This window comes from Devosia nitrariae (genome assembly GCF_030160115.1).
GTDB classification, from domain to species: domain Bacteria; phylum Pseudomonadota; class Alphaproteobacteria; order Rhizobiales; family Devosiaceae; genus Devosia; species Devosia nitrariae.
In genome coordinates this window covers 1-20,703 of the sequence record NZ_BSNS01000008.1, presented here as the reverse complement: position 1 = coordinate 20,703, position 20,703 = coordinate 1, and the positions used below count along the sequence as shown (strand labels likewise).

Below are 20,703 nucleotides of genomic sequence, written 5' to 3'. Positions count from 1 at the left end.
GTGTCAAGGGCAGCGGCGGCGAAGCGGAGGATGCCGGCGCTCGGCGGCTCGCCTGCACCGGTTACCCTTCGAACGATGAAACGCGCGCGCTACTGAGCCGCGGACGCTGCGAACTGAGCGATGGCCTCCGGGTTCGAAACATCGACACCAACAGTAACCGCCCCGATGACCTGCCCGGTCGCCGGATCGGCAATCGACACGCTCACCTGACTCTGGAGGATCTTCGTGCTTTCGTCCATCTCGACATCCCCGATGTCGACCGCATCCGGTCCGACCAGGAACGTGTTCTGCCACTTGCCCTCATCGCCCTGCCAATAGTCGGATGTCACGTTGCTCTGGCCAACATTGAGGCCCTTGCCGTCCATGACGAAGATCTCAGTATAGAACCCGCCCGAGGTGCGCAGCACATCTGTCAGGTATTGGGACAGACGATTGCCGAGCGTCGCGCTGATCAGGGGCGTATCGGAAGCGCTGATCTCCGCGCGCCACTGGGTATCGAGACTGTCGAGCTTGGCCTGATCGTAAGAGCCGGTCACCGCATTCTGTGCGTTGATGGCCTCGATGACCATCGGATCGGTGGCAAAGCTGCGGATCTTTCCGTTAGCCAGACTTTGCAGCAGCTCGGCCGACTCGTTTTCTGCAAAACTGGGCTGTGCACCGAGCAGTGCCAGACCGCAAACCGCAACCAGCACGCCCGTCAATTTCGACGTCATCATACTTCCTCCTTCATGCAGTGAGGATCCACTGCATGAAGGAGCTTGTCCTGTGCCGCTTTAAAGAGAGGTGAATTTACTTCCGAATGCAGATTTATTCCTGTACCGCCTTCGCAGCCCCCCTATTTCCGACATCCAGCTTGAGCCGGATCAAGGCTGCCCGGCAAGAGCGGGGGCAGATTGCGAACCGGAGGGACCGGTGCCACACACATCTCTCCAAACCACCGCCGCATGGAACCTCACAATGGAACGTCGCATTCACATCACCCAGCACTCCCCGCTCGGCGCGGCCTGGTTCGCCGGCTGGCTCTTCACCATCGGCTACCTGAAACTCGGTTCTGGGTGGGACTGCTGGGCCTCATCGTCTGGCCCTACTATCTCGGTCCCATTTCGGCAGCCTATAGAACCAGCTTCGACAAACCTCGTGCACCGGCTGCCGAGCAGCCGCCTAGTTCAATGGTAGCGACAGCCGCACCTTGCCGGTCGCCCGGCTCGAATCGGGTACACCAATGCCTTCATAGGTTGCCGAGAGATTGAGGTTAGCGCCCTGCGGAAAGCCGATACCGAGCCCGCCTTCAATCCTCCCCTTGGGATTGCGCAATGACCAGCCGATGGCATTGTGCGAGACGTCGACCACCCCTTCGAGCCGGACTCTTGTCTCGATGTCGAAGTCCTCGCTGGTTGTGACCTTGTGCGAGATGCCGGGTCCGAGGGCAACCTGCCCCGTTCCACCGGTCACTGTCGGCACGGGAACGCCCAACGCATCGATATAGGCCTGTGAGATGGCCTCGGAATAGCCCACACGCGCCCGGGGCGAAAAGGTCCACTCTCCAAGCTTCCACTGTCCGGTAAGAGACGCGCTGGTCAGCCAACGCGTTGCATCGAACCCGCTCACCTCTCCGCCTTCCGACCGCACTTGGTTGTACGAGACCCCCGCACCGGCCACGACATCGAGATAGAGGGATGGGCCGAGCCGCGCGGTCAGATACGGCCCAGCCAGCCAGCCGTCACTGGCCCTGACGGCGCCGCTCACTGTTGCCGGTCGCCGCAAACTATCGGTCTGCACATAGACCCCGGCCAGTACTGCGGGAGTGACGAGATAGTCGACCCCGAGCGTTGCGATGCTGGAGTCGGTCTTGGGCGCGCCGGTATCGAAAAGGGTGAAGGCGGCATCGACCCAGACATCGAAGCTTGAGGCTTTGCGGTGGCCGGCAAGTGCATCGAAGGTGTTGAGCGAAGTCGACAACAAAACCCGCCGGCTGCCGACGAAATTGGGCATGTAATGCATCAGCCGGTTGATCGCCTTGTTGATGTCGGCCTTCATTGCCCCCTCGAGCCGCCCCACGCGCCGCTCGCTGCCGGCGAGCGTGCCCGCCAGCATATTGGTGCGGTTGCCCAGGAAGTCTCCAATGAGGCCTTGCGTGCGCGCACCCGAATTGACCGAGGTGAACGTGCAGGTGACGATTTCCCCCGCGTCGAGATGAATGACCGCCGTACGCGCGGACTCCTGCTCAACACTGTCGCCGTCCGAACACGAGATGCCGGTCAGCGCAAACCCCGCACCGCTCATGTCGTCTGCGGTGATCTCATAGACGCCCGACGGCAGGTCGAGAAGTTCGCCCACCCCTTCGCCTCCGGTCGTCGCTATGGTCGTGCCGAGCCCGGTGTTGGCCGAATGGAAGCCGAATACCGCGTCGTCGCCGTCGGTCTTTTGATGGATGACGACGGTTCCGGTCTGATCCGGAGCCGACACCGCGGGAGGCGCCCCGAAGAGCAACACGGCGAGGCATAGAGACAAAGCACGGCAATTGCGCCGGACGTCCCTGTCGGCGCGAGTATTTCTGGCCGCCTCGTCGCATGCCCCTGTCTTCATTGGGTGTCACCCCATCGTCACGCTGCACGGGCTCTTCTCTGGCCGGTTCGTTGGCCAACCACACCATGCCTATGTCACAACCTCGGAGCCGGCTCCTGGTTCACAGGAATCGGATCGGGGCGACGCTCCCGCCGCATCTCCGCAATCGGCCAACCGCTACGAAAATTCGCACCTGATGGCGCACGAGGCCCCCAATCCGCCATCAGCACCGTCGCATCCTAACGGCCCTGCTATCGTGGCCCAAATCACAATGGTGAGGCGTTCGAAGTTTTTGGGCACGGATGTCGAATGACGGACTGGACCTTCGTCGTGTGATCGAAAGCAAGCCAATCCGAAAGGACGACAAAAATGACCGCCACCCCCGCCAACGATCGCGAACTGGTTCTCACCCGCCTGCTTGACGCGCCGCGTTCAGCCGTCTGGCGCTGCTGGACCGAGCCTGGCCTGATGAAGCAGTGGTTTGCGCCGAAGCCATGGACGACTCCCAAAGTGGACGTGGATGTTCGGCCCGGCGGCAAGGCCAATGTCACCATGGCCGACCCCGAAGGCAACGAGTACCCCAACCCCGGCGTCTATCTGGAAGTCATTGAGGAGGAAAAGCTCGCCTTCACCGACGCGTATTCCGGGGATTGGGAACCCGTGGAGGGTGCACCCTTCATGACGGTCGTCCTCACCTTCGAGGACGAGGACGGCAAGACACGCTACACCGCCCGCGCCCGCCACTGGACCAAAGAGAAACGCGAAGAGCACGAGAAGATGGGATTTCATGAAGGCTGGGGCATCTGTGCCGACCAACTGGAGGCTCTTGCCCGGACTCTCTGACCGAGAACCGCGGCTCGGCTAACCAACGACGATATTGTCGATGAGTCGGGTCGCCCCCAGGTGCGCGGCCACCGCCAGCAAGGCGCCGCCCTCCCCGATGCGCTCGAGTTCATCGAGGCTGACGGGGTCGCGCACCTCCCAATACTGCACGCGGATCAGCGGCTCGCTCGCAAGGACCGCCCGTCCCGCTGCCACCAGCCTGTCCGCACGCCGTTCACCCGCAGCGTATGCCGCTTGCGCTGCATTAAGGCTCTCAAAGAGTCTCGGCGCAGCCGCGCGTTCAGCCGGGTTCAGGTAGACGTTGCGCGAGCTGAGAGCCAGCCCGTCGCTCTCCCGCACGATCGGCCCGCGCACGATCTCGACCGGTACGTCGAGGTCGCGCACCATCCGCTCGATCACCGCACATTGCTGCGCATCTTTCTGCCCAAAAAAGGCAACGTGCGGCTGCGACAGGTTGAAGAGCTTGAGTACGACCGTCGCCACACCGCGAAAATGCCCCGGCCGGAACGCACCGCAGAGCGGCGCCGACACGCTCTCCTCGACGACGAAAGTCGAGGCGCCGGGCGGGTAGAGATCCGAGGTGCCCGGCAGGAACAGCGCATCGACCCCGACCGCCTCGAGCAGCGCGAGGTCGGCCTCCAAGGGGCGGGGATATTTGGCCAGGTCCTCGCTCGGGCCGAACTGCAGCGGGTTGACGAAGATGCTGACGAGCGTCGTATCGCATCGCTCCTGCGAGAGCTCGACGAGGCTCATATGGCCGCGATGCAGAGCCCCCATGGTCGGCACGAGCCCGAGAGACTGCTGAGGCGGCAGCGCTTTGCGCCAGGAGCGCAGCTCTGCAACCGACCGTAGGACCTGCGTCATGCGATAGCGGTCCAGAGCCGGCGCGCGAGTTCGGCCTTGCTCATCACCGGCAACGCCAGCGGCGTGCCTTCGCGCCTCAACAGCACACCGCCATTGGTCGGCACGGAAAAGCCTGTATCGCTCGCCTCACCCGCGCGAGCGACCGGGTTGGCGAAGAGGAAGTCCAGCCCCTTCTTGTCCAGCTTACCGCGTCCGTTGGCCTCCACATCGTCCGTCTCGGCGGCAAATCCAAGGAACCATTGCCCGTTGGCGGCTGCCTTGAGGGTGCCCAGCACGTCGATGGACGGCAGCATGTCGAGTGTGACGGGTTCTGACGCGCGCTTCACCTTTCCAGATGCCGGGCTCGCCACCCGGTAGTCCATGACGGCCGCCGTCGCGATGACGCCATCCACCTCCGGCAGGAATTTCAGTGCCGCCTCGGCCATTTGCTCGGCCGTGCGCACCTCGACAAGCGTCATTCTGGCCTGTGTCCGGTCCGGGGGGACAGGCCGTACAACCCCCTTGTCGACGCCCAGAACATATCGCACCTCGGCACCGCGCCGCAGCGCCTCCTCGGCCATGGCCGCGCCCATGCGGCCGGTCGAGTGGTTGGTGATGTAGCGGACCGCATCGATCGGGGTCGTCGTCGGCCCGGCGGTGATCAGGACCTTGACGCCCGTCAGATCCCCTATGGGCGCGGCAAGCGCCGCGTTGATCGCCGTGACGATGGTCTCGACGGCGGCGAGCTTGCCCACCCCCACTTCTCCGCAAGCCAGCGTCCCCGCAGCCGGTGCAATGAACGCGGCGCCCCGCGTTTCGAGCGTCCTGACGTGCTGCTGCGTAATAGGCTTTTCCCACATCACGGTGTTCATGGCCGGTGCAATCAGCATCGGCGCCTCGGTGGCAAGCGCGACGGTGGTCAGCAGATCGTCTGCAAGACCGAGCGCTAGCTTGGCGAGGGTATTGGCGCTTGCCGGGGCAACGACGAACAGGTCCGCCCAACGCGCCAGGTCGATATGCTCGGTACCCGATATCTCGGGACCAAACAGGGCCGACTTCACCGGCTGGCCGCTGAGAGTCTCGAGCACCAGGGGCGAAACGAACTGCGCAGCGCTCTGCGTCAGGATCACCTGCACCTCGTGGCCCTGCTTGCCGAGTTCAGAGACGACGTCGGCGATCTTGTAAGCCGAGATGCTGCCGGTGACGCCGATGAGGATGTTGTGGCCCATCAGGCGATCGCCCGCCCCTTGGCCTTGGCCGGCTGGGTGGCCTTGACCTCTGTAATGTATTCGCCGACCGCTTGCCGGATGACTGCGGCCACGTCCGCCTTCGGGTGCACGAAGCTGGGAACACGCCCGCTATTGAGACCAATGAGATCGTTGACGACCAGCACCTGGCCCGAGCAGTCGGAACCCGAGCCGATGCCGATGGTCGGGATGTCGAGGAGCCGGGTGATGTCGCCGGCAAGGTCGGGGACCAGCATTTCGAGGACGACGGCGAAGGCGCCTGCGTCCTGCAACGCAAGGGCCGCATCGATCAGCGTTTGCGCGGCCGGCCCGCTCTTTCCGTGGCGATAATAGCCGCCGAGTTGATGCACCGCCTGCGGCGTCAGTCCGATATGGCCCATGACGGGAATGCCCTGCCCGACAAGCCGCGCAACGGTCGGCGCCATCGCCGCCCCACCTTCGATCTTGACCGCCTGGCAGCCCGTCTTCTGGAGAATCTGGACCGCATTGCGCAGCGCCGTCTCCGGGTCGCCGGCCGTGCCGAACGGCATATCGACGGTGACAAGCGCCCTGTGTGTCCCACGATAGACCGCGCCGGCATGGCGGATCATGTCTTCAAGGGTCACCGGCAGCGTCGTCTCATGCCCCAGGACGACATTGCCGAGGCTGTCACCCACCAGAATCATTTCGATACCCGCGTCATCCAGGAGGCCGGCCATGACGTGGTCATAGGCAGTCAGCATGGCGATCTTCTCGCCCTGACGCTTGAGGTGCTGAAGGTCGCGTGTGGTCAGGCGGGCGGTTTCGGTTCTGGCCGACATCGACTTGTCCTTGCTCTGCGCCTCCCGCCCAAAGCGGGTGCGGCAACCCCCGGCGCCTCGAGCCTTCAATTAATCAGCGTCGGCTAATTTGCAAGACATCAATAGTCGTAGAGCGCCGGCACCTACCTGCGGCCATCAGCGCGTCTGAGCCTGCCTTGCAGCCTTCAACTGATGGCGCAGGCGCGCATCGAGCGCGACGGCGATAGCGATTTTTTCGCGGTCATCGAGGAGGTTGCGGGCCTCCTCGATAGTCACCCACCGCCGCTGACGCTGACGCTTCTCGCGCCATTCGTCGTGCTCGACACTAACCTTGAGGGGGTAGATATCGACGATCACCGGCGTCTGATTCTCGTCATTCTTGGCGCCATGATAGCTGCCAATTGGCGAGGTCTCGACCGTACCTTCGACTCCGGCCTCCTCCAGAGCCTCCTGCGCCGCGCTGTCCCAGGCGGTCGCGCCGGTAACAAGGCCGCCTTTGGGGAACATCCAGCGCGCGGAGCGGCGTGAGGTGATGAGAAGGTAAGTGAGCCGGCTACCGACGATCCTATAGGGCAATACGCCCGACTGCGTCTCGCGCGGAGCGTGCGCCCGCAACGGGTTGAGGCTCTTCAGGAAATCCTTGATTGCCGTTCCCATGGGCCGGCCAATGTCTCCTTTTCCGACTCAGCTGGTATTCGAATGGTACCAACAAAAAAGGTCCCGCGCGGGACCTTTTCCGTTGACTGGAGGCCCGGCGCACTGCTGGCGCCGGACGACCCGAAATCAGCCACGCGGGCAGACGTCGATATAGCGGGTGCCGTCGGCGCGCTGGTAGACGCAACGGTTTGGATCATTCTCGACCCGGCCGAGCACATTGCCCGCCGCCGCACCCACGACACCGCCGACACCGGCACCAACCGCCGTGCCTAGAAGCGAATTGGTGGTTGCAGCTCCGACAATGGCGCCGGCGCCTGCACCAACCGCTGCGCCGGTTTGTGTACTGGTGCAAGCGGCAAGCGACAGCAAAGCAGCAGCGGTGATGATAAATTTATGCATGGAACCCTCCAGAAAAACTACGGAATTGATAACGTACCCCGCGGCGATTGGTTCCTGCAAATAAAGGACAAACTAAGGCAGCCCGGTGCGAGACTGCCAAAGACTTGCAATCCCGCCCGCTATTACGCAAAGCCAGCCGCCGATCATCAACGTCCCGCCGATCGGTGCCGCCTGCGGCAGAATACGGCCACCGGCGAATTCCCTGACCCCCATATCGGCGGCAAAAACCAGCGTTCCGACCGCCAGCAGCCCGGCCGCGAGCGTCAGCAGCCAACTGCGCCAGTTACCGAGTGCGAGGGCAAGCAGAGCCGGTGCATGGGCGAGGCATACGAGCGCTGCTGAAATGAGCATCTGCGACGCGCCGGCATGCGCAGAACCGGCGGCAGCCAAAATGCCGGCCGCGCCGAGAAATCCCGCCGCAGCGAGCATAAGGGACCTCGTCATACCGCTTTCTCCTGCCACGTTCTGACAGCTGCCGACTTGCACCTTGCGCGCAATCGGTTAGAGGTCAAGTCCGCGAGTAGGAAGTAGAGATGAGCACCGATACCACGCTGGCAGGTTCCGCTGCCGGCCGGCCGGCCCTTGCCCCCCTGACTTGGGGGCAGGAGCTGCGCGCGACCTTCACGCTTGCCTGGCCGCTCGTTATCGCGCAGCTGGCGCAGAATGCCTTGTTCACGACCGATGTCATCATGATGGGATGGCTCGGTCCGCGCTACCTTGCCGCTGGCGCGCTTGCCAGCGCCTTTCTGATGCCGTTCCTTCTTTTGGGCATCGGCATTGTCGGCGCCGTCGCGCCCCTCGTCGCCCAAGCCCGCGGCGCGCGCCAGATCAAGGCCGTGCGCCGGGTCGTGCGCCAGGGTTTCTGGGTAGCCTTCGTGCTTTCGGCGCTGTTGATCCCCTTCCTCCTGCAGGTGGGCTCGATCTTCGATCTGTTGGGTCAGAATCCCGGTACGACAGTGCTCGTCGAGCAATATATCCAGATCGCCGTGTGGTCCGTCATCCCGCAGCTCTTGATCATCGTGCTGCGCTCGCTGCTGTCGGCGTTCGACGCAACCCGTATCATTTTGTTGGTGACGGTCGCCGGCGTCGTTGTGAACGCCATCGTCAACTACCTGCTGATGTTCGGCAATTTCGGTTTCCCGCGGCTGGAGCTGCGCGGCGCGGCTATCGCAACGGTTGCCACCAATTGCGTGATGTTCGGTCTGCTGCTCGCCTATGTACTCCGCACCAGGAGATTCCGGCGCTTCTATATCCTCATCCGCTTCTGGAAGCCGGATTGGATCCGGTTCCGCGAACTCTTCCGCATCGGCACGCCCATTGGCCTCACCATTCTGGCCGAGGTGGCGCTCTTTACCGGAGCCGCCTTCCTGATGGGCTGGCTCGGCACCGATGAGGTGGCAGCTCACGCGGTGGCGCTGCAATGCGCTTCGACCGCATTCATGGTGCCGCTCGGGCTCGGCATGGCGGCGACCGTGCGGGTCGGAATCGCCTATGGTCGCCAGGATCCCGATGCCATCGGCAAGGCGGGCTGGGTCGCATTCGTTCTCGGCACCGGTTTCATGGCCTTCACCGCGCTGCTGTTTATCACCGCCGGACCATCGATCGTCGGACTTTTCCTCGATCGAGACGACCCCGGGAACGCCAACGCCCTCTATCTCGCCGGGACCTATCTCGTCGTCGCCGGCATCTTCCAACTCGTTGACGGGGCGCAGGTGACCGCTGCTCACGCGCTTCGCGGCCTCAGCGATACGGCTGTCCCCATGGTCGTCGCCATTTTCGGTTATTGGGCCGTCGGCATGCCCGTGGCCTATGTGCTGGGTTTCGTCGCCGGCTGGCGCGGCGTCGGCATCTGGACCGGGCTCGCCGTAGGGCTGGCGTGCGTCGCCGTCATCCTCGTTAGCCGCTTCGCCATGCGCGAACGCCTGGGATTGGTCGGCACTCCGAACGCTTAGGAGCGGCGCGGCCAGTCGCCCATGCGGTTGCGGAACCAGGTTCGCTGCCGCTTGGCATATTGATGGGTGGCGATGATCGCCCGTTCGATCGCCTGCTCGCGCGCCAGCCTGCCGGCGAGCCAGTCGCCGATCTCGCGCACGCCGATGGCCTTCATTGCCGGCAGGGAGGGATCGAGGTTCTGTACCAGGAGCGCCTCGACCTCCTCGACCGCTCCGCTTGCGAACATCGCCTCGAACCGCCGCGCGATGCGCTCGCGCAGCAGGTCGCGGCCCGGATCGAGCACCATGCGTTCGACGTCGTGGCCGGCGAGCGGCCCCAGCTGCGGCGTGCTCTGGAAGCTGGAGAGAGTCCGGCCAGTCGCCCGCTTGACCGCCAGGGCCCGTTCGACCCGCTGCGGATCGGCAACCTTGAGGCGAGCCGCGGTCTCGGGGTCCTCGCGCGACAGCAGGCTCATGCGGTCGGCCTCGTCGAGCCCTTGAATCTCTTGTTGAACTTGAAGCGCGACCTCCGCCGGAATCTCCGGCACGTCGGCGAATCCCTTTGTCAAAGCATCGAAGTAAAGTCCTGTGCCGCCAACGAAAATCAGCGGCGTTGCCGGGTCCACCTCTGCCATGACACCGCGGACCGCTTCAAGCCAACGTCCGGTCGAGAACCGTTGCGCGCAGGGCACGAAGCCGTAGAGCTCGTGGCGTGCGCTTTGCTCGTCCTCCGGACTGGGACGAGCCGTGACGATCCTGAGCGTGTCGTAAACCTGCATGGCGTCAGTGTTGACGATCACCCCGCCTGAACGCTGCGCCAGGTTAAGCGCCAGCGCCGACTTGCCGCTGGCGGTCGGACCCGCTATCAGAACCGCTCGCCGGGCGTCCGCCTTGCTCACTCGATCCGCTCCCCGGAAAATGTCCATGCAGGTCCTCTGCCTCATCGCCAATCCCGCCGATCCGGAACTCGACGCCAAACTGGCGGCCACGGTCCACAAGGAGGTCGGCGGCGAGCTCAACTGGCTCGACCACGGCATTGCCTGCGAGATCGTCGATCCTAAGTCAACCGCGAGCCTCGAAGCGGCCCGCGCGCTCGTTGCCGGAAAGGCTGTGGACGTTGCCCTGGTGCCTGCCGACGGCCGCCGCAAAAAGCTGCTCATTGCCGACATGGACTCCACCATGATCAATGAGGAGTGCATCGACGAGTTGGCCGACGCGCTCGGCCTCAAGCCCCAGGTCGCCGAGATCACCGATCGGGCCATGCGCGGCGAGCTGGATTTCGCTGCTGCCCTCGACACACGCGTGGCGCTCCTTAGAGGACTCGAGCGCAAGGCGATGGAGGAAGTCCGCCGCGAGCGCATCACGCTGGCGCCGGGCGGACGCGCGCTCGTCCATACGATGAAGCAATACGGCGCCTATGCGGCGCTGATCTCGGGCGGCTTCACTTTCTTTGCCGACCACTTCGCCCGGCGCATCGGCTTCGATGAAGCTGTCGCCAACGTGCTCGAGTTCGATGGAGAGCAGCTGACAGGTACCGTCGCCCAACCTATCGTCGACAAGTCCATCAAGCTCCAGCGGCTCCAGACGCTCGCCAGAGAGAAGGGACTGGCGATGACAGAGACCTTGGCCGTCGGCGACGGCGCCAACGACCTCGACATGATCAAGGCCGCTGGCTTCGGTGTCGCCCTCCACGCCAAGCCCGCCGTCGCGGCCGAGGCGCAGATCCGCATCGACCATGGCGACCTCACCGCCCTGCTCTACCTGCAGGGCTACCACGAGGAGGAGTTCGTGCGATGAAGTTGGAGACCGAGCGCCTGATCCTGAGGCCATGGGAGGAAAAGGATCGCGATCCGTTCGCCGCGATCGTCGGTAACCCGCATGTCATGCGGTTCTATACGCATCCAAGGTCAAGAGAAGAAGCGGACGCCTGGTTCGACAGGATGGTGGCCGATCTTGAAACCGGCGTCACGCGTTTGGCCGCCGAACTCAAGACCGATGGCTCCCTGCTTGGGCTTGTTGGCCTTGCGAGCATCGACTTTGAAATACCAACCAACCCGAAGACCGAGATCGGCTGGGTGCTGGGCGAGGCTTATTGGGGTAAGGGTTACGCCCCCGAAGCGGCCAGGGCCTGCCTCGACCACGCGTTCACGGTGCTGAACCTGCCGGAAGTGGTGGCATTCACGACCCGGACCAATCTGCCGAGCCAACGGGTAATGGAAAAGATCGGCATGGTCCGCGACGCCGGGGCGGATTTCGACCATCCCAAGCTCCCCATCGGGCACCCGGTGCGCCCGCACGTCCTCTACCGGGTCATCAATCCCCGCTCCTGACCGGGAGCGGCCGCCCTCGCTGTTCTCGTCGAGAAAGCATGGCAGGGGGCTCTAGGCGCGGACTACCCATAGGAGGGCCAGCCCGAGCCCGGCACAGATCAGCGCACCTATCCGCAAGTTGGACGCTGGCAGCGCCATCAGCGCTGCCAGCATTCGTTTCATCTCGTTCGGAAAGGCCGCGTAGAGAAGGCCCTCGATAACCAGGGCCAGCGCCAGGGCGGCCAGCAGATCGCTCACTGGCCGGCCGGTGCGGGCGTTTCCTCAACTGGTGCGGGCGCCTCTTCGGCCGGAGCCGGCGTCTCTTCCGCCGGCGCGGAGCCGTCCTCGACCGGTGCCGGTATCTGCGTCCCCTGAGTGGGCTCGAGCGGCGTGCCGTCATCGAGCGTTACCGAAGGCGGCGTAGTCTCCTCGATCCCGAGCCCGTCGAGCGCCGGCTCGTCGGTCGCAGCAGGAACCTGGCTCGAGGGGTCGATCGGCGTCGGAAAGCTCGTGCTTGCCGCGGGCAATTCGCCGTTGGAGCCGAAATAGCGGAAGAATTCTGACTCTGGCGTAAGCACCATGGTCGTACCTGTACCGGCGAGGGCGGTGCGGTAGGCCTCCATCGACCGGTAGAACTCGAAGAACTCCGGGTCTTGTCCATACGCCGCCGCATAGAGACGGATGCGCTCGGCATCGCCGTCACCGCGGATGATCTCCGCGTCCCGGGTGGCAGCGGCAACGATCTCGACCGCCTGGCGGTCGGCAATAGCCCGCAGGCTCTGTGCCTGCTCCTGGCCGCGGGCACGCAGCAGCGCCGCCTCCGCCAGTCGCTCGGCCCGCATGCGTTCGAACGTGCGCTCCTCGACCTCGCGGGCAAGGTCCGTGCGCAGGATGCGCACATCGACGATCTCCACGCCGAGCTCGACCATGTCCGGATAGATGAGATCGCGCGCCTCGCGCATCATCTGCGGACGCTGCTCGGACAGTGCGGCGTTGAACTCGCGCAGGCCATAGACCTGGCGCAGCGCCGCGTCGAACCGGGTGGCGATACGATCCTCGACAACCGAGAGCTGGCCGAGAGCACGTTCACGAAAGAGCCTGGGGTCGGCGATCCGGTACGAGAGGAATGCGTCCACTTCGTAGAACGCACCGCCGGAAACCTGCACGGTCATGTCGTCCAGATCATAGCGCAGCAGCCGGTCTTCGACGATCTGCACACTGTCGACAATGTCGGTGGGGACCTTGAAGTAGAGGCCCGGCTGCGTATTGACGGCCGTGATCTGCCCGAAGCGCATGACGATGGCCTGCTCACGCTCGTTGACGATGTAGATCGACGAGAAGAGCACGTAGAGGGCGGCAAGGACGATTGCGCCAATGACGAGAAGACGATTGGTCATGGCTCAGTTCCCCGATCCGTTGGTGGTCGACGTAGTGGTCGACGTGGTGGTGGCACGCGAGCGCAACTCCGGTAGCGGCAGGTAAGGAACCACCCCGCTGCCGCCGGCGCCGTTTTCGACCAGCACCTTCTCGGAGTTTCCGAGTACTTCTTCCATCGTCTCGAGGAAGAGGCGCTTGCGCGTAACTGCGGGCGCGTTGACGTATTCCGCAAAGACCGCGTTGAAGCGCCCGGCTTCACCGGTCGCCTCCTGCACGACCCTGTTCGTATAGGCCGCGGCAGCCTCGCGCAATTGCGCGGCCTGTCCGCGGGCGTCGCCAAGCAGGGTATTGGCGTATTGGCGGGCCTCTTCCTGCAGCCGGTCCTCGTCCTGCTCGGCGCGCTGCACCTCGTTGAACGCGTCGGCGACCTCGGAGGGCGGCGCGGCGTTTTCGAGCCGCACGCCATTGATGCGCACGCCGATCTGGTAGCTGTCGAGGATAGCCTGCGTAATCTCCTGCACTTCGATCTGGATACCGGCCCGGTCGTCGCGGAAGGCGTCCTGCGCGGGACGCCGGCCGACGATTTCACGCATGGCGCTTTCCCCCGCAGCCCTCACCATTGCTTCGGGATCGCGCACGTTGAAGAGGTAGTCGGCTGGATTGGCCACGACCCAGAGGATCGAGAAGCGCACATCGACGATGTTCTGATCGCCAGAGAGCATCAATCCCTCGCGATTGGCGGCACGTGACCCCGCGGCGTTGCCCGAGCCGATAATGGTCTGGTTCTCGGTGATGGTGACCCGCTCGACCGTCTCGATCGGCCACAAGAGGAAGTGAAGGCCCGGGTTTGACAACTCGTCCTTGGGTTGGCCGAAACGCAGCTCCACGCCCACTTCCTGGGGATTGATCGTATAGATGGCGTTGAGACCCCAGAAGGCCAGCAGCGCCAGGATACCGCCGATGATCGCCCAGCGGCCACCCGGCACGCCGCCCTGGAAGCCGCCCTGGAACCGATCCCTGCCGCGATTGAGGATGTCTTCGAGATTGGGAGTATTTCCTGGCCGGCGTGGGCCGCCGCCGGGTGTTTGCCCCCAGGGACCGCCACTATTGCGGCCGCCCCCGCCACCATTACTCTCCCACGGCATCACATACCCTTTGTTCGTTTGGATTTCGAGTTCGGACCTATATAGGGAACCGGGCCTAGCCGATCAATGAAAAGCGGGTGACCGGCGCTCGTAGACCTTGACGCGAAACGCCGCAGCATCCTTCTCGCTCGGCGGCACGGCCAATTCATCGACGATCCGCCAATGATCGGGATCGATGGCCGGGAACGTCACGTCGCCGTCGGGCGAAAGCGCTACGTGGCTTATATAGAGGCGATCCGCGAGCGGCATCGCCTGGCGGTAGATTTCCCCGCCACCCAGGATCATCACCTCGCCGACCCCATCGGCCTCGGCAATGGTCTTGGCTCGCGCAATCGCGGTTTCGAGATCGTTCATCACAATCACGCCATCCGGGCGATAGTCCGTCTGGCGGGTGACGACGATATTGGTGCGGCCTGGCAGCGGCTTGCCCACAGTCTCGTACTGCTTGCGCCCCATGACGATGGGTTTGCCCATGGTGGTGCGCTTGAAATAGGCCATGTCCGAAGGAATACGCCAGGGGATGGTCTGATCCCTGCCGATGACTCCGTTCTCGGCGACCGCGGCGATCATGGCGATCTTGACGCTCATTGCCGCCCGAGCGCCAGCAGCGCCTCCCCGTCCACCCTGCAGGTCAACCACTCCTCGTGCAACACGGCGCCCTGTGCCTTGTAGAAATCGATCGAAGGCATGTTCCAGTCGAGCACATGCCACTCGAAGCGCCCGAGCCCTTCGACCGCGCAGCGGCGCGCGAGATGGCCGAGCAGGGCTTTGCCGATGCCCTTGCCGCGCACTGAAGGATCGACGAACAGATCCTCGAGCCAGATGCCGTGCCGGCCCTTGAAGGTCGAATAGGTGTAGAACCAGAGGGCAAAGCCTACCGGCTCACCGCTCCATTCGGCCAGGTCGCAAAAGACCCTCGGATTGTCCCCGAAAAGGTCGCGCGCGATATCCGATTCACTCGCCACGACCTCATGGGAGAGCCTTTCATAATCGGCCAGCGCATGAACGAACTGATGGACCGTGCCGGCGTCCGCGGCGGTAGCCTGACGGATGGAAAGCGCCACTACTCGAACCCCTCATGTCGCTCGAGAATGAGGATGTCGAGGTCGCGATCGGGCCAGTAGTCTGTCTTGACCATCTCGAAAGTGGTCGGGCCGATCTTGGTGACCCCCTCCCCGCAGAACGAGACGAGGTTTCCGGGCTCGCCCTTGTCGATGACCAGGCGGAAGCTGCCGATCGGTCCATTCCAATTGGCGCCGGTTTTGAGGATATAGGAAATCCACTGCTCGAAGAACGGCGCGCTCCATGGCTCGCCGTTCTTGACGGTCTTGCGCACTGCGTCGAGGAACGCTTCGTCGGTGCAGTACTTTTCGGCATATTCGGCGGCCGGATCGTGCCCTTCATAGGGTTCGGAGAGGAAACTGACGCCAGTCGTGCCACCCACACTCGGCTTGTAGCGATGCTCGACCGTCACCTCCTCGCCAGCGGGGAACATCGCCTCCCATGTATAGGTCGAGCGCAGCGTCCACATCGGCCAGTGATGCGTCTCCCACCCCTCGCCCGCATCGAACTCGTCGGGCACGACGAGGCCGAGGTGCAGCATTTCGGCGATCGTCGCCGCGTCGAGCTTTTCAACCGCCGTGATCGCTGCCTGCGAGAAGGGAACAAGCGGCATCTCGAGCTCCCTCAGATAGTCGGTGCGGTCGACGCCAAAGGCATAGGCATATTGGTAGAGGATCGTTTCGACTGGCTCGCCGTCGAACGTCGTTTCGAACGAAAAAAGGTTGTCGTCCGGCCCGTCGGGAAAGGCGACCGGCGACCAGTGGTCGGGCGTGATGTCCGGCATGGGGAAGGCGACGAGCACATTGCGGTCGGCCTTCCCTTCGTTGCGGAAGATGTAGGTGACCCGGATTTCTTCGGCCGAAATATAAAGGTCCTCGCTGACCATCGCGATGTCCGGATCCACGACGAATTGGAGGCCACCGGTCGAGAGAACGGCTGCCGTGTCATTGGCGAGGGCAACCGCCGGAACCACCGATGCAAGACAGACCAACGCCGCGCCGAGCTTCATCCCATACCCCCCGTTTTCAAGCTACCGCACCTGCGGCCGGTCAGCCTCTTCCTCGAGATAGACCAGCCATTTGCGCGACAAGGCTGCCTCGAGGTCGATGCCGTGATGGCGCGCGAACAGTAACAGGCTTCCAAGCAGATCGGCAGCTTCATCGGCGAGCTTTTCGGCGATGGCCGCGTCTGTAGCGTCGCCCCTTCGGCCGCGCCCGCTGGCCCGCAGCGCCTCGGCCGTCAGTTCGCCCAGTTCCTCCTGGAGCTTCAGCAGGTACCAGTCATCGTCGCGCCGTACCGAGAATACGCGCGCATAGCGGTCCGAGACTCGCTCCACGCCCTCGGCGAGCTCGGCCAGGGTGCTGCTCATACCGCCACCGCGGCCTTTATGTGCGGATGCGGATCGTAGCCTGAGATGACGATGTCCTCGAAGGTGAAGTCCTCGAGCCGCTGCACCTGCGGATTGAGAACAAGCTGCGGCAGCGCCCGCGGCGCGCGCGTCAGCTGCTCGCGCGCCTGCTCGAAATGGTTGGAATAGAGATGGGCATCGCCGAGCGTGTGGACGAAGTCGCCGGGCGCATAGCCCGTCACCTGCGCCACCATATGCGTTAGCAGCGCATACGAGGCGATGTTGAACGGGACGCCGAGGAAGCTGTCGGCCGAGCGCTGATAGAGTTGGCAGCTCAGTTTTCCATCGGCGACGTAGAACTGGAAGAGACAGTGACAGGGCGGCAATGCCATCTCGTCGATCTCGGCGGGGTTCCAGGCCGAGACGATGTGCCGGCGCGAGTCCGGCCGCGTCTTGATGCCTTCGATGAGGTTGGCGATCTGGTCGATGTGGCGGCCGTCCGGAGCTGGCCAGCTGCGCCACTGTGAACCGTAGACGGGGCCGAGGTCGCCGTTCTCGTCGGCCCACTCGTCCCAGATCTTGACCCCCCGCTCCTGCAGCCAGCGCACATTGGTTTCGCCGCGCAGGAACCAGAGGAGTTCATAGACGATCGACCGGATATGGAGCTTCTTCGTCGTGACCAGCGGGAATCCCTGCGCGAGATCGAACCGCATCTGGTAGCCGAAAAGGGAGCGTGTGCCGGTGCCCGTGCGGTCCGACTTGTCGGTGCCGTGCTCGAGGATATCGGCGAGTAGCTTGAGATAGGGCTGCATGGATTGAAGCTTAGCTCGATTCTGGAACGACGGGCAGCGCGCTCAGTCGTGCCGCTGCCCTTTTTCCAGAAGCGCGTCTATCGCAGAACCTGATATCGACTGCCCGAGCTGGCTGAAGTCCCCTGCCCCGAACATCGCAGTGGCGGCGTCATGGATGATCCGGTGCGTTGCCCGGGCCAGTGAGGAGCCGAGCGAAATGCGTGCAACGCCCAGCGCTGCGAACTCGCTGCGCGAGAGGTTGACGAAGCTGCCGGCCGCCAGCGCGTTGACTGGCTTTGCCGTCGCCGCACAAATTCTGCGCAGGTCCTCGATCGAACGCGGCAGCGGCACATAGAGACAATCGGCGCCCGCCTCGTCGAATGCTTGCACCCGGCGTAACGCCTCGTCCATATCGTAGGTCCCGTTCATCACGCCGTCGGCCCGCGCCACCAGCACGAAATCGCGCGGCAGCGACCGGGCGGCGGCGGCAGCGGCGCGGATGCGCTCGACCGCCAGGTCGAAGGGATAGGCGGACGCCGCCGGAAGTGCCGTGTCCTCGATCGAAATGCCGGCGAGGCCCACTTCCGCTGCCAGCCGGACCGTTTCGGCGCACGTCTCGGGTGCGTCACCGAAGCCGTTCTCGAAATCGCCCGAGACGGGGAGCGGCGTTGCCGAGACCAAAGCCTCGGCATGGACCAGTGCTTCTTCGCGCGTCACATGGCCCATGTCCGGACGGCCGAGCGTGAAAGCATGGGCGGCCGAGGATGTTGCCAGGGCCTTCGCCCCCAATCCCGCCAGCATGCGGGCCGATCCAGCGTCCCAGGCATTGGCAAGGATGAACGGTTCGCCCGGACGATGGAGCGCCCGCAGGGCCGGACCGGGATCGTGAGACTGCGGCATGGCCTTATTCTCCTCCTTCGGCCGGACGGCTCGCCCGCACCGCTCACGGGTATGACCAAGCCGGCAGCCGCTTGCAAGCACCCTCTCCCTGCCGTTCGGCGTCTCGGCTTCTCCGGGCGGTTCGATCAAGCCGAAATAATGGCCGAATCTTGATCACATCTCCGCGCGTCGCCGGACTCCTGCCTTAGTTGGGGCGTCCGATCAGTTGCCGCCGTGTGGTGCGGCGGCCCCTGGAGACTTCTAGGAGGTGTCGATGAAGCGCTCTGATCCTTTGGAAATGCAAGTAACTGCCGAGCCGATCGCCCATCTGGCGATGACTCGCAGCGAGCGTATAGAGCGGTGGGCCACGCTGCTCGAAGAGTATGATGGGCGTATCAGCCCACTGCCTGGCATCGAGTACATGCCGGACGCGGAACGCCGGGAACTCGCCGGCCCGTACTATCCCATGACCGTGGCCTTCGCCGATCCGGTGTTCCGAGCCCTCGGGCTCAAGGGTGACCGGCTCTCGGACGCGATGGACTTCTTCGAAATGACCGTGGAAGACATCCATGAGCTGATGTGCGAGTGCGTCAGCACCGGCACCATGATCGCCGGACGCCTGCACAGCTATGCCAAGACAGGCAGGTATCCCGGCTTCTGGGACCATGCCCGCAGCATATTGGGTCGCGGCTAGGTCGGCCACGATTGACTAGCGAGCGCCTCAGGCGCTCGCTCCCTGATGTGATTGAATCCCTGCCCAAGGATGCCTATATTGGCCGTGCCCGCGAGGGCTATGGCGATAAATGGCCATCGTAATAAACCTTTCGGACCCGGGGGCGGTACCCGGCGCCTCCACCATCATCCCGGCGTTGGCCGGACAAATGGGGGCGAAATAGGATCGACGAGGGCGTAAAGGGTGTGTTTTCGCTCGGCATGGCACTACCGTTATCAGGCCATACTCAATAGTTGCCAACGACAACTATGCTGAGGCCCGTCTCGCTGCGTAATGCGGCGCGATAGCCTCGTTTGAAGCCCTTCCGCTCTAGCAGGTGGAAGGCGGGGTTCGCAGGCACCTGGCAACAGAAGCCTGCACTCTCTCCCTTCAATTCCTCCCGATCTGCCGCTTTCTCCTTGAATTCCGGAGCGGGCTGGGGCTGATATGGCGAGACTGGATTCTCGCAACCGGAAGGCGCCATGGCCGAAGATCTCATCCGCTACGACATCCTGACTCAGGAGGCCCTGCGCGGCGTCGTGCGCAAGGTGCTGGCGGAAGTGGCCAAGGCCGGGTTGCCCGGAGAGCACCACTTCTTCATTACCTTCGTCACCCGTGCCCCGGGCGTACGCATCTCGCAGAAGCTGCTGGACCAGTACGACAAGGAGATGACGATCGTCCTTCAGAACCAGTATTGGGATCTGAAGGTCAATGAGACAAGTTTCGAGGTCGGCCTCTCGTTCGACGGCCAACCGGAAACGCTGGTCATTCCCTTCTCGGCTCTCAAAGGCTTCTTCGACCCCGCGGTGCAGACCGGAATGCAATTCCATGATCTCGGAGAATATGCCGAGAACGAAGACGGCGATCCGGACGGCGAGGACGGTGGAGAGCCCACCGGCGGGCAAGAAGGGCCGTCCGGCCAGCCCGGCGAGAAGGTCGTCAGCCTCGACTCATTCCGCAAGAAGCCCTGACAGCCGAGGCGTTGGAAAAACGCTCCCTCAGCATTGCCGGCCACCGCACGAGCCTGGCGCTCGAGCCGGAGTTCTGGATCGGCCTGGAGGCGATGGCCGCCCACAAGGGCGTAACGCTTCCTCAAATCATCGAAGCCATCGACGAGGAGCGCTCGGTTCCCAATCTCTCGTCGGCTGTACGGCTGGCTGTGCTCGGCTGGTATCGGGAGCGCGCGCGTTAGCTTGTGGTGTCGCGGGACTTTTCACGAAAACCGGTTCTCACTTTCGCGTCCCGATTTAGAGCATTTCACGTTCCGAGTGAATCGGAACGTGAGCTCTAAGTCCTTGTACTGTCGCGTGTTCGAACCGCAAACGTGGTGTCCACTTTTGCTGAAAACACTCTAGGTTGTAGTGACAATTTAGCTATTTGAGCCACAGCATGATGCTTGCGAGCTTGATGAAGCCGAGGAAATTGGCTGCCAGCTTGTCGTAGCGGGTGGCGACGCGCCGCCATTGCTTGAGTTTGGCAAAGAAGCCTTCGATCCCCCAGCGCTGTCGGTAGGCGAACTTGTCGTAGCGGTGCTGGTACTTGCGGTGGCGGCGCGGTGGAATGACCGGCTCGCCGCCCTCATTGAGGATGACATCGTGCAGGCTGTCGGCATCGTAGGCGCGATCGGCGAGGACCTTGCCCGATGCCAGGCCAGCGACGAGTTGGCAAGCCGGTGCCATGTCGTTCTGCTGGCCGGGTCCGATCTCGAAGCGGACCGGCAGGCCGAGCGCGTCTACGACAGCATGGATCTTGGTGCCGAAGCCGCCGCGTGAGCGGCCGAGAGCTTGGGCTTGAGATCCCCCCTTTTACGCCGCGC

General features: G+C 63.7%; 25 protein-coding genes, 1 other RNA gene and 1 pseudogene. 8 read left to right on the top strand and 19 right to left on the bottom strand.

What is annotated here, in order from left to right; genetic code table 11:
• Positions 1–89 precede the first annotated feature (89 nt).
• A complete protein-coding gene (locus QQK18_RS09175) occupies positions 90–713 on the bottom strand; it encodes a hypothetical protein (protein WP_284340032.1) in 624 nt (207 codons plus the stop codon).
• Between the two features lie 448 nt (positions 714–1,161).
• Positions 1,162–2,466 (bottom strand): autotransporter outer membrane beta-barrel domain-containing protein, encoded by a 1,305-nt coding sequence (locus tag QQK18_RS09170; RefSeq protein ID WP_284340031.1) that lies wholly within the window; start codon positions 2,464–2,466, stop codon positions 1,162–1,164.
• A 468-nt stretch (positions 2,467–2,934) separates the two neighbouring features.
• Here QQK18_RS09170 and QQK18_RS09165 point away from each other — a divergent pair, with 468 nt between their 5' ends.
• Entirely contained in the window at positions 2,935–3,408 is a 474-nt protein-coding gene (locus tag QQK18_RS09165) for an SRPBCC family protein (RefSeq protein WP_284340030.1), read from the top strand.
• Between the two features lie 18 nt (positions 3,409–3,426).
• Here the strand turns inward: QQK18_RS09165 and panC are convergent, their stop codons facing one another.
• The 6 genes from panC to QQK18_RS09135 form a co-directional block, all read right to left on the bottom strand.
• A complete protein-coding gene (gene panC / locus QQK18_RS09160; protein ID WP_284340029.1) occupies positions 3,427–4,272 on the bottom strand; it encodes a pantoate--beta-alanine ligase in 846 nt (281 codons plus the stop codon).
• A complete protein-coding gene (gene coaBC, locus QQK18_RS09155) occupies positions 4,269–5,480 on the bottom strand; it encodes a bifunctional phosphopantothenoylcysteine decarboxylase/phosphopantothenate--cysteine ligase CoaBC (RefSeq protein ID WP_284340028.1) in 1,212 nt (403 codons plus the stop codon). Before coaBC ends, panC begins: the two co-directional genes overlap by 4 nt.
• On the bottom strand, positions 5,480–6,298 hold the full coding sequence (panB, locus tag QQK18_RS09150; RefSeq protein ID WP_284340027.1) for a 3-methyl-2-oxobutanoate hydroxymethyltransferase: 819 nt from the start codon (positions 6,296–6,298) through the stop codon (positions 5,480–5,482). Before panB ends, coaBC begins: the two co-directional genes overlap by 1 nt.
• Positions 6,299–6,433: 135 nt before the next feature.
• Complete coding sequence (locus QQK18_RS09145; RefSeq protein WP_284340026.1) at positions 6,434–6,934, bottom strand: NUDIX hydrolase; 501 nt, start codon at positions 6,932–6,934, stop codon at positions 6,434–6,436.
• Between the two features lie 126 nt (positions 6,935–7,060).
• Positions 7,061–7,333, bottom strand: a complete 273-nt coding sequence (locus tag QQK18_RS09140) for a YMGG-like glycine zipper-containing protein (RefSeq protein WP_284340025.1) — start codon at positions 7,331–7,333, stop codon at positions 7,061–7,063.
• A 72-nt stretch (positions 7,334–7,405) separates the two neighbouring features.
• Entirely contained in the window at positions 7,406–7,777 is a 372-nt protein-coding gene (locus tag QQK18_RS09135; protein WP_284340024.1) for a DUF423 domain-containing protein, read from the bottom strand.
• A gap of 89 nt (positions 7,778–7,866) precedes the next feature.
• Between QQK18_RS09135 and QQK18_RS09130 the strand changes: the two genes are divergently transcribed.
• Complete coding sequence (locus QQK18_RS09130; protein ID WP_284340023.1) at positions 7,867–9,285, top strand: MATE family efflux transporter; 1,419 nt, start codon at positions 7,867–7,869, stop codon at positions 9,283–9,285.
• Here the strand turns inward: QQK18_RS09130 and miaA are convergent.
• Positions 9,282–10,163 (bottom strand): tRNA (adenosine(37)-N6)-dimethylallyltransferase MiaA, encoded by an 882-nt coding sequence (miaA, locus tag QQK18_RS09125; protein ID WP_284340022.1) that lies wholly within the window; start codon positions 10,161–10,163, stop codon positions 9,282–9,284. The genes QQK18_RS09130 and miaA overlap by 4 nt on opposite strands.
• A 25-nt stretch (positions 10,164–10,188) precedes the next feature.
• Between miaA and serB the strand changes: the two genes are divergently transcribed.
• Complete coding sequence (gene serB / locus QQK18_RS09120) at positions 10,189–11,061, top strand: phosphoserine phosphatase SerB (protein ID WP_379993638.1); 873 nt, start codon at positions 10,189–10,191, stop codon at positions 11,059–11,061.
• Positions 11,058–11,594: a GNAT family N-acetyltransferase gene (locus tag QQK18_RS09115; protein ID WP_284340020.1), complete on the top strand. Its 537-nt coding sequence runs from the start codon at positions 11,058–11,060 to the stop codon at positions 11,592–11,594. Before serB ends, QQK18_RS09115 begins: the two co-directional genes overlap by 4 nt.
• Positions 11,595–11,645: 51 nt before the next feature.
• Here QQK18_RS09115 and QQK18_RS09110 read toward each other — a convergent pair whose 3' ends face one another.
• The 9 genes from QQK18_RS09110 to QQK18_RS09070 all read right to left on the bottom strand — a co-directional run bounded on the left by QQK18_RS09110 (position 11,646) and on the right by QQK18_RS09070 (position 18,196).
• Entirely contained in the window at positions 11,646–11,831 is a 186-nt protein-coding gene (locus QQK18_RS09110) for a DUF2065 domain-containing protein (protein WP_284340019.1), read from the bottom strand.
• Positions 11,828–12,970 (bottom strand): protease modulator HflC, encoded by a 1,143-nt coding sequence (gene hflC, locus QQK18_RS09105; protein WP_284340018.1) that lies wholly within the window; start codon positions 12,968–12,970, stop codon positions 11,828–11,830. Before hflC ends, QQK18_RS09110 begins: the two co-directional genes overlap by 4 nt.
• 3 nt (positions 12,971–12,973) lie before the next feature.
• A complete protein-coding gene (gene hflK / locus QQK18_RS09100) occupies positions 12,974–14,095 on the bottom strand; it encodes an FtsH protease activity modulator HflK (RefSeq protein WP_284340017.1) in 1,122 nt (373 codons plus the stop codon).
• 63 nt (positions 14,096–14,158) lie between these two features.
• Entirely contained in the window at positions 14,159–14,683 is a 525-nt protein-coding gene (locus QQK18_RS09095) for a dihydrofolate reductase (RefSeq protein WP_284340016.1), read from the bottom strand.
• Positions 14,680–15,159, bottom strand: a complete 480-nt coding sequence (locus QQK18_RS09090; protein WP_284340015.1) for a GNAT family N-acetyltransferase — start codon at positions 15,157–15,159, stop codon at positions 14,680–14,682. The genes QQK18_RS09095 and QQK18_RS09090 overlap by 4 nt, the downstream gene beginning before the upstream one ends.
• Complete coding sequence (locus tag QQK18_RS09085) at positions 15,159–16,166, bottom strand: DUF4424 domain-containing protein (protein ID WP_284340014.1); 1,008 nt, start codon at positions 16,164–16,166, stop codon at positions 15,159–15,161. Before QQK18_RS09085 ends, QQK18_RS09090 begins: the two co-directional genes overlap by 1 nt.
• Positions 16,167–16,187: 21 nt before the next feature.
• The gene (locus QQK18_RS09080) at positions 16,188–16,526 is read right to left on the bottom strand and encodes a nucleoside triphosphate pyrophosphohydrolase family protein (RefSeq protein WP_284340013.1); all 339 of its coding nucleotides are present in this window, start codon (positions 16,524–16,526) and stop codon (positions 16,188–16,190) included.
• Entirely contained in the window at positions 16,523–17,317 is a 795-nt protein-coding gene (locus QQK18_RS09075) for a thymidylate synthase (protein WP_284340012.1), read from the bottom strand. Before QQK18_RS09075 ends, QQK18_RS09080 begins: the two co-directional genes overlap by 4 nt.
• Positions 17,318–17,359: 42 nt before the next feature.
• Positions 17,360–18,196, bottom strand: coding sequence for an isocitrate lyase/PEP mutase family protein (locus QQK18_RS09070; protein WP_284340011.1), 837 nt, complete (start codon positions 18,194–18,196; stop codon positions 17,360–17,362).
• Between the two features lie 253 nt (positions 18,197–18,449).
• Here QQK18_RS09070 and QQK18_RS09065 point away from each other — a divergent pair, with 253 nt between their 5' ends.
• The 4 genes from QQK18_RS09065 (at position 18,450) to QQK18_RS09050 (ending at position 20,079) form a co-directional block, all read left to right on the top strand.
• Positions 18,450–18,869 carry a hypothetical protein gene (locus QQK18_RS09065; protein WP_284340010.1) on the top strand — a complete coding sequence of 140 codons (420 nt, stop codon included), beginning with the start codon at positions 18,450–18,452 and terminating at the stop codon, positions 18,867–18,869.
• Between the two features lie 47 nt (positions 18,870–18,916).
• Positions 18,917–19,269, top strand: a transfer-messenger RNA (tmRNA) gene (ssrA, locus tag QQK18_RS09060).
• A 100-nt stretch (positions 19,270–19,369) separates the two neighbouring features.
• Complete coding sequence (locus QQK18_RS09055) at positions 19,370–19,858, top strand: SspB family protein (RefSeq protein ID WP_284340009.1); 489 nt, start codon at positions 19,370–19,372, stop codon at positions 19,856–19,858.
• Between the two features lie 11 nt (positions 19,859–19,869).
• A complete protein-coding gene (locus QQK18_RS09050; protein ID WP_284340008.1) occupies positions 19,870–20,079 on the top strand; it encodes a ribbon-helix-helix domain-containing protein in 210 nt (69 codons plus the stop codon).
• A gap of 181 nt (positions 20,080–20,260) precedes the next feature.
• On the opposite strand, the pseudogene QQK18_RS09045 reads toward QQK18_RS09050, so the two are convergent.
• Positions 20,261–20,692, bottom strand: a pseudogene (locus QQK18_RS09045) (IS5 family transposase); the annotation flags it as partial.
• Positions 20,693–20,703: the final 11 nt, after the last annotated feature.

Excerpts from the sequence above, each read along its gene's own strand:
- QQK18_RS09055 (WP_284340009.1), top strand. The coding sequence starts at position 19,370 with ATGGCCGAAGATCTCATCCGCTACGACATCCTGACTCAGGAGGCCCTG.
- QQK18_RS09075 (WP_284340012.1), bottom strand. The coding sequence starts at position 17,317 with ATGCAGCCCTATCTCAAGCTACTCGCCGATATCCTCGAGCACGGCACC.
- QQK18_RS09065 (WP_284340010.1), top strand. The coding sequence starts at position 18,450 with ATGAAGCGCTCTGATCCTTTGGAAATGCAAGTAACTGCCGAGCCGATC.
- QQK18_RS09145 (WP_284340026.1), bottom strand. The coding sequence starts at position 6,934 with ATGGGAACGGCAATCAAGGATTTCCTGAAGAGCCTCAACCCGTTGCGG.
- serB (WP_379993638.1), top strand. The coding sequence starts at position 10,189 with ATGCAGGTCCTCTGCCTCATCGCCAATCCCGCCGATCCGGAACTCGAC.
- QQK18_RS09095 (WP_284340016.1), bottom strand. The coding sequence starts at position 14,683 with ATGAGCGTCAAGATCGCCATGATCGCCGCGGTCGCCGAGAACGGAGTC.
- QQK18_RS09165 (WP_284340030.1), top strand. The coding sequence starts at position 2,935 with ATGACCGCCACCCCCGCCAACGATCGCGAACTGGTTCTCACCCGCCTG.
- QQK18_RS09140 (WP_284340025.1), bottom strand. The coding sequence starts at position 7,333 with ATGCATAAATTTATCATCACCGCTGCTGCTTTGCTGTCGCTTGCCGCT.
- QQK18_RS09070 (WP_284340011.1), bottom strand. The coding sequence starts at position 18,196 with ATGCCGCAGTCTCACGATCCCGGTCCGGCCCTGCGGGCGCTCCATCGT.
- QQK18_RS09085 (WP_284340014.1), bottom strand. The coding sequence starts at position 16,166 with ATGAAGCTCGGCGCGGCGTTGGTCTGTCTTGCATCGGTGGTTCCGGCG.
- coaBC (WP_284340028.1), bottom strand. The coding sequence starts at position 5,480 with ATGGGCCACAACATCCTCATCGGCGTCACCGGCAGCATCTCGGCTTAC.
- hflC (WP_284340018.1), bottom strand. The coding sequence starts at position 12,970 with ATGACCAATCGTCTTCTCGTCATTGGCGCAATCGTCCTTGCCGCCCTC.
- QQK18_RS09130 (WP_284340023.1), top strand. The coding sequence starts at position 7,867 with ATGAGCACCGATACCACGCTGGCAGGTTCCGCTGCCGGCCGGCCGGCC.
- QQK18_RS09135 (WP_284340024.1), bottom strand. The coding sequence starts at position 7,777 with ATGACGAGGTCCCTTATGCTCGCTGCGGCGGGATTTCTCGGCGCGGCC.
- QQK18_RS09080 (WP_284340013.1), bottom strand. The coding sequence starts at position 16,526 with ATGAGCAGCACCCTGGCCGAGCTCGCCGAGGGCGTGGAGCGAGTCTCG.
- panC (WP_284340029.1), bottom strand. The coding sequence starts at position 4,272 with ATGACGCAGGTCCTACGGTCGGTTGCAGAGCTGCGCTCCTGGCGCAAA.
- panB (WP_284340027.1), bottom strand. The coding sequence starts at position 6,298 with ATGTCGGCCAGAACCGAAACCGCCCGCCTGACCACACGCGACCTTCAG.
- QQK18_RS09175 (WP_284340032.1), bottom strand. The coding sequence starts at position 713 with ATGACGTCGAAATTGACGGGCGTGCTGGTTGCGGTTTGCGGTCTGGCA.
- hflK (WP_284340017.1), bottom strand. The coding sequence starts at position 14,095 with ATGCCGTGGGAGAGTAATGGTGGCGGGGGCGGCCGCAATAGTGGCGGT.
- QQK18_RS09115 (WP_284340020.1), top strand. The coding sequence starts at position 11,058 with ATGAAGTTGGAGACCGAGCGCCTGATCCTGAGGCCATGGGAGGAAAAG.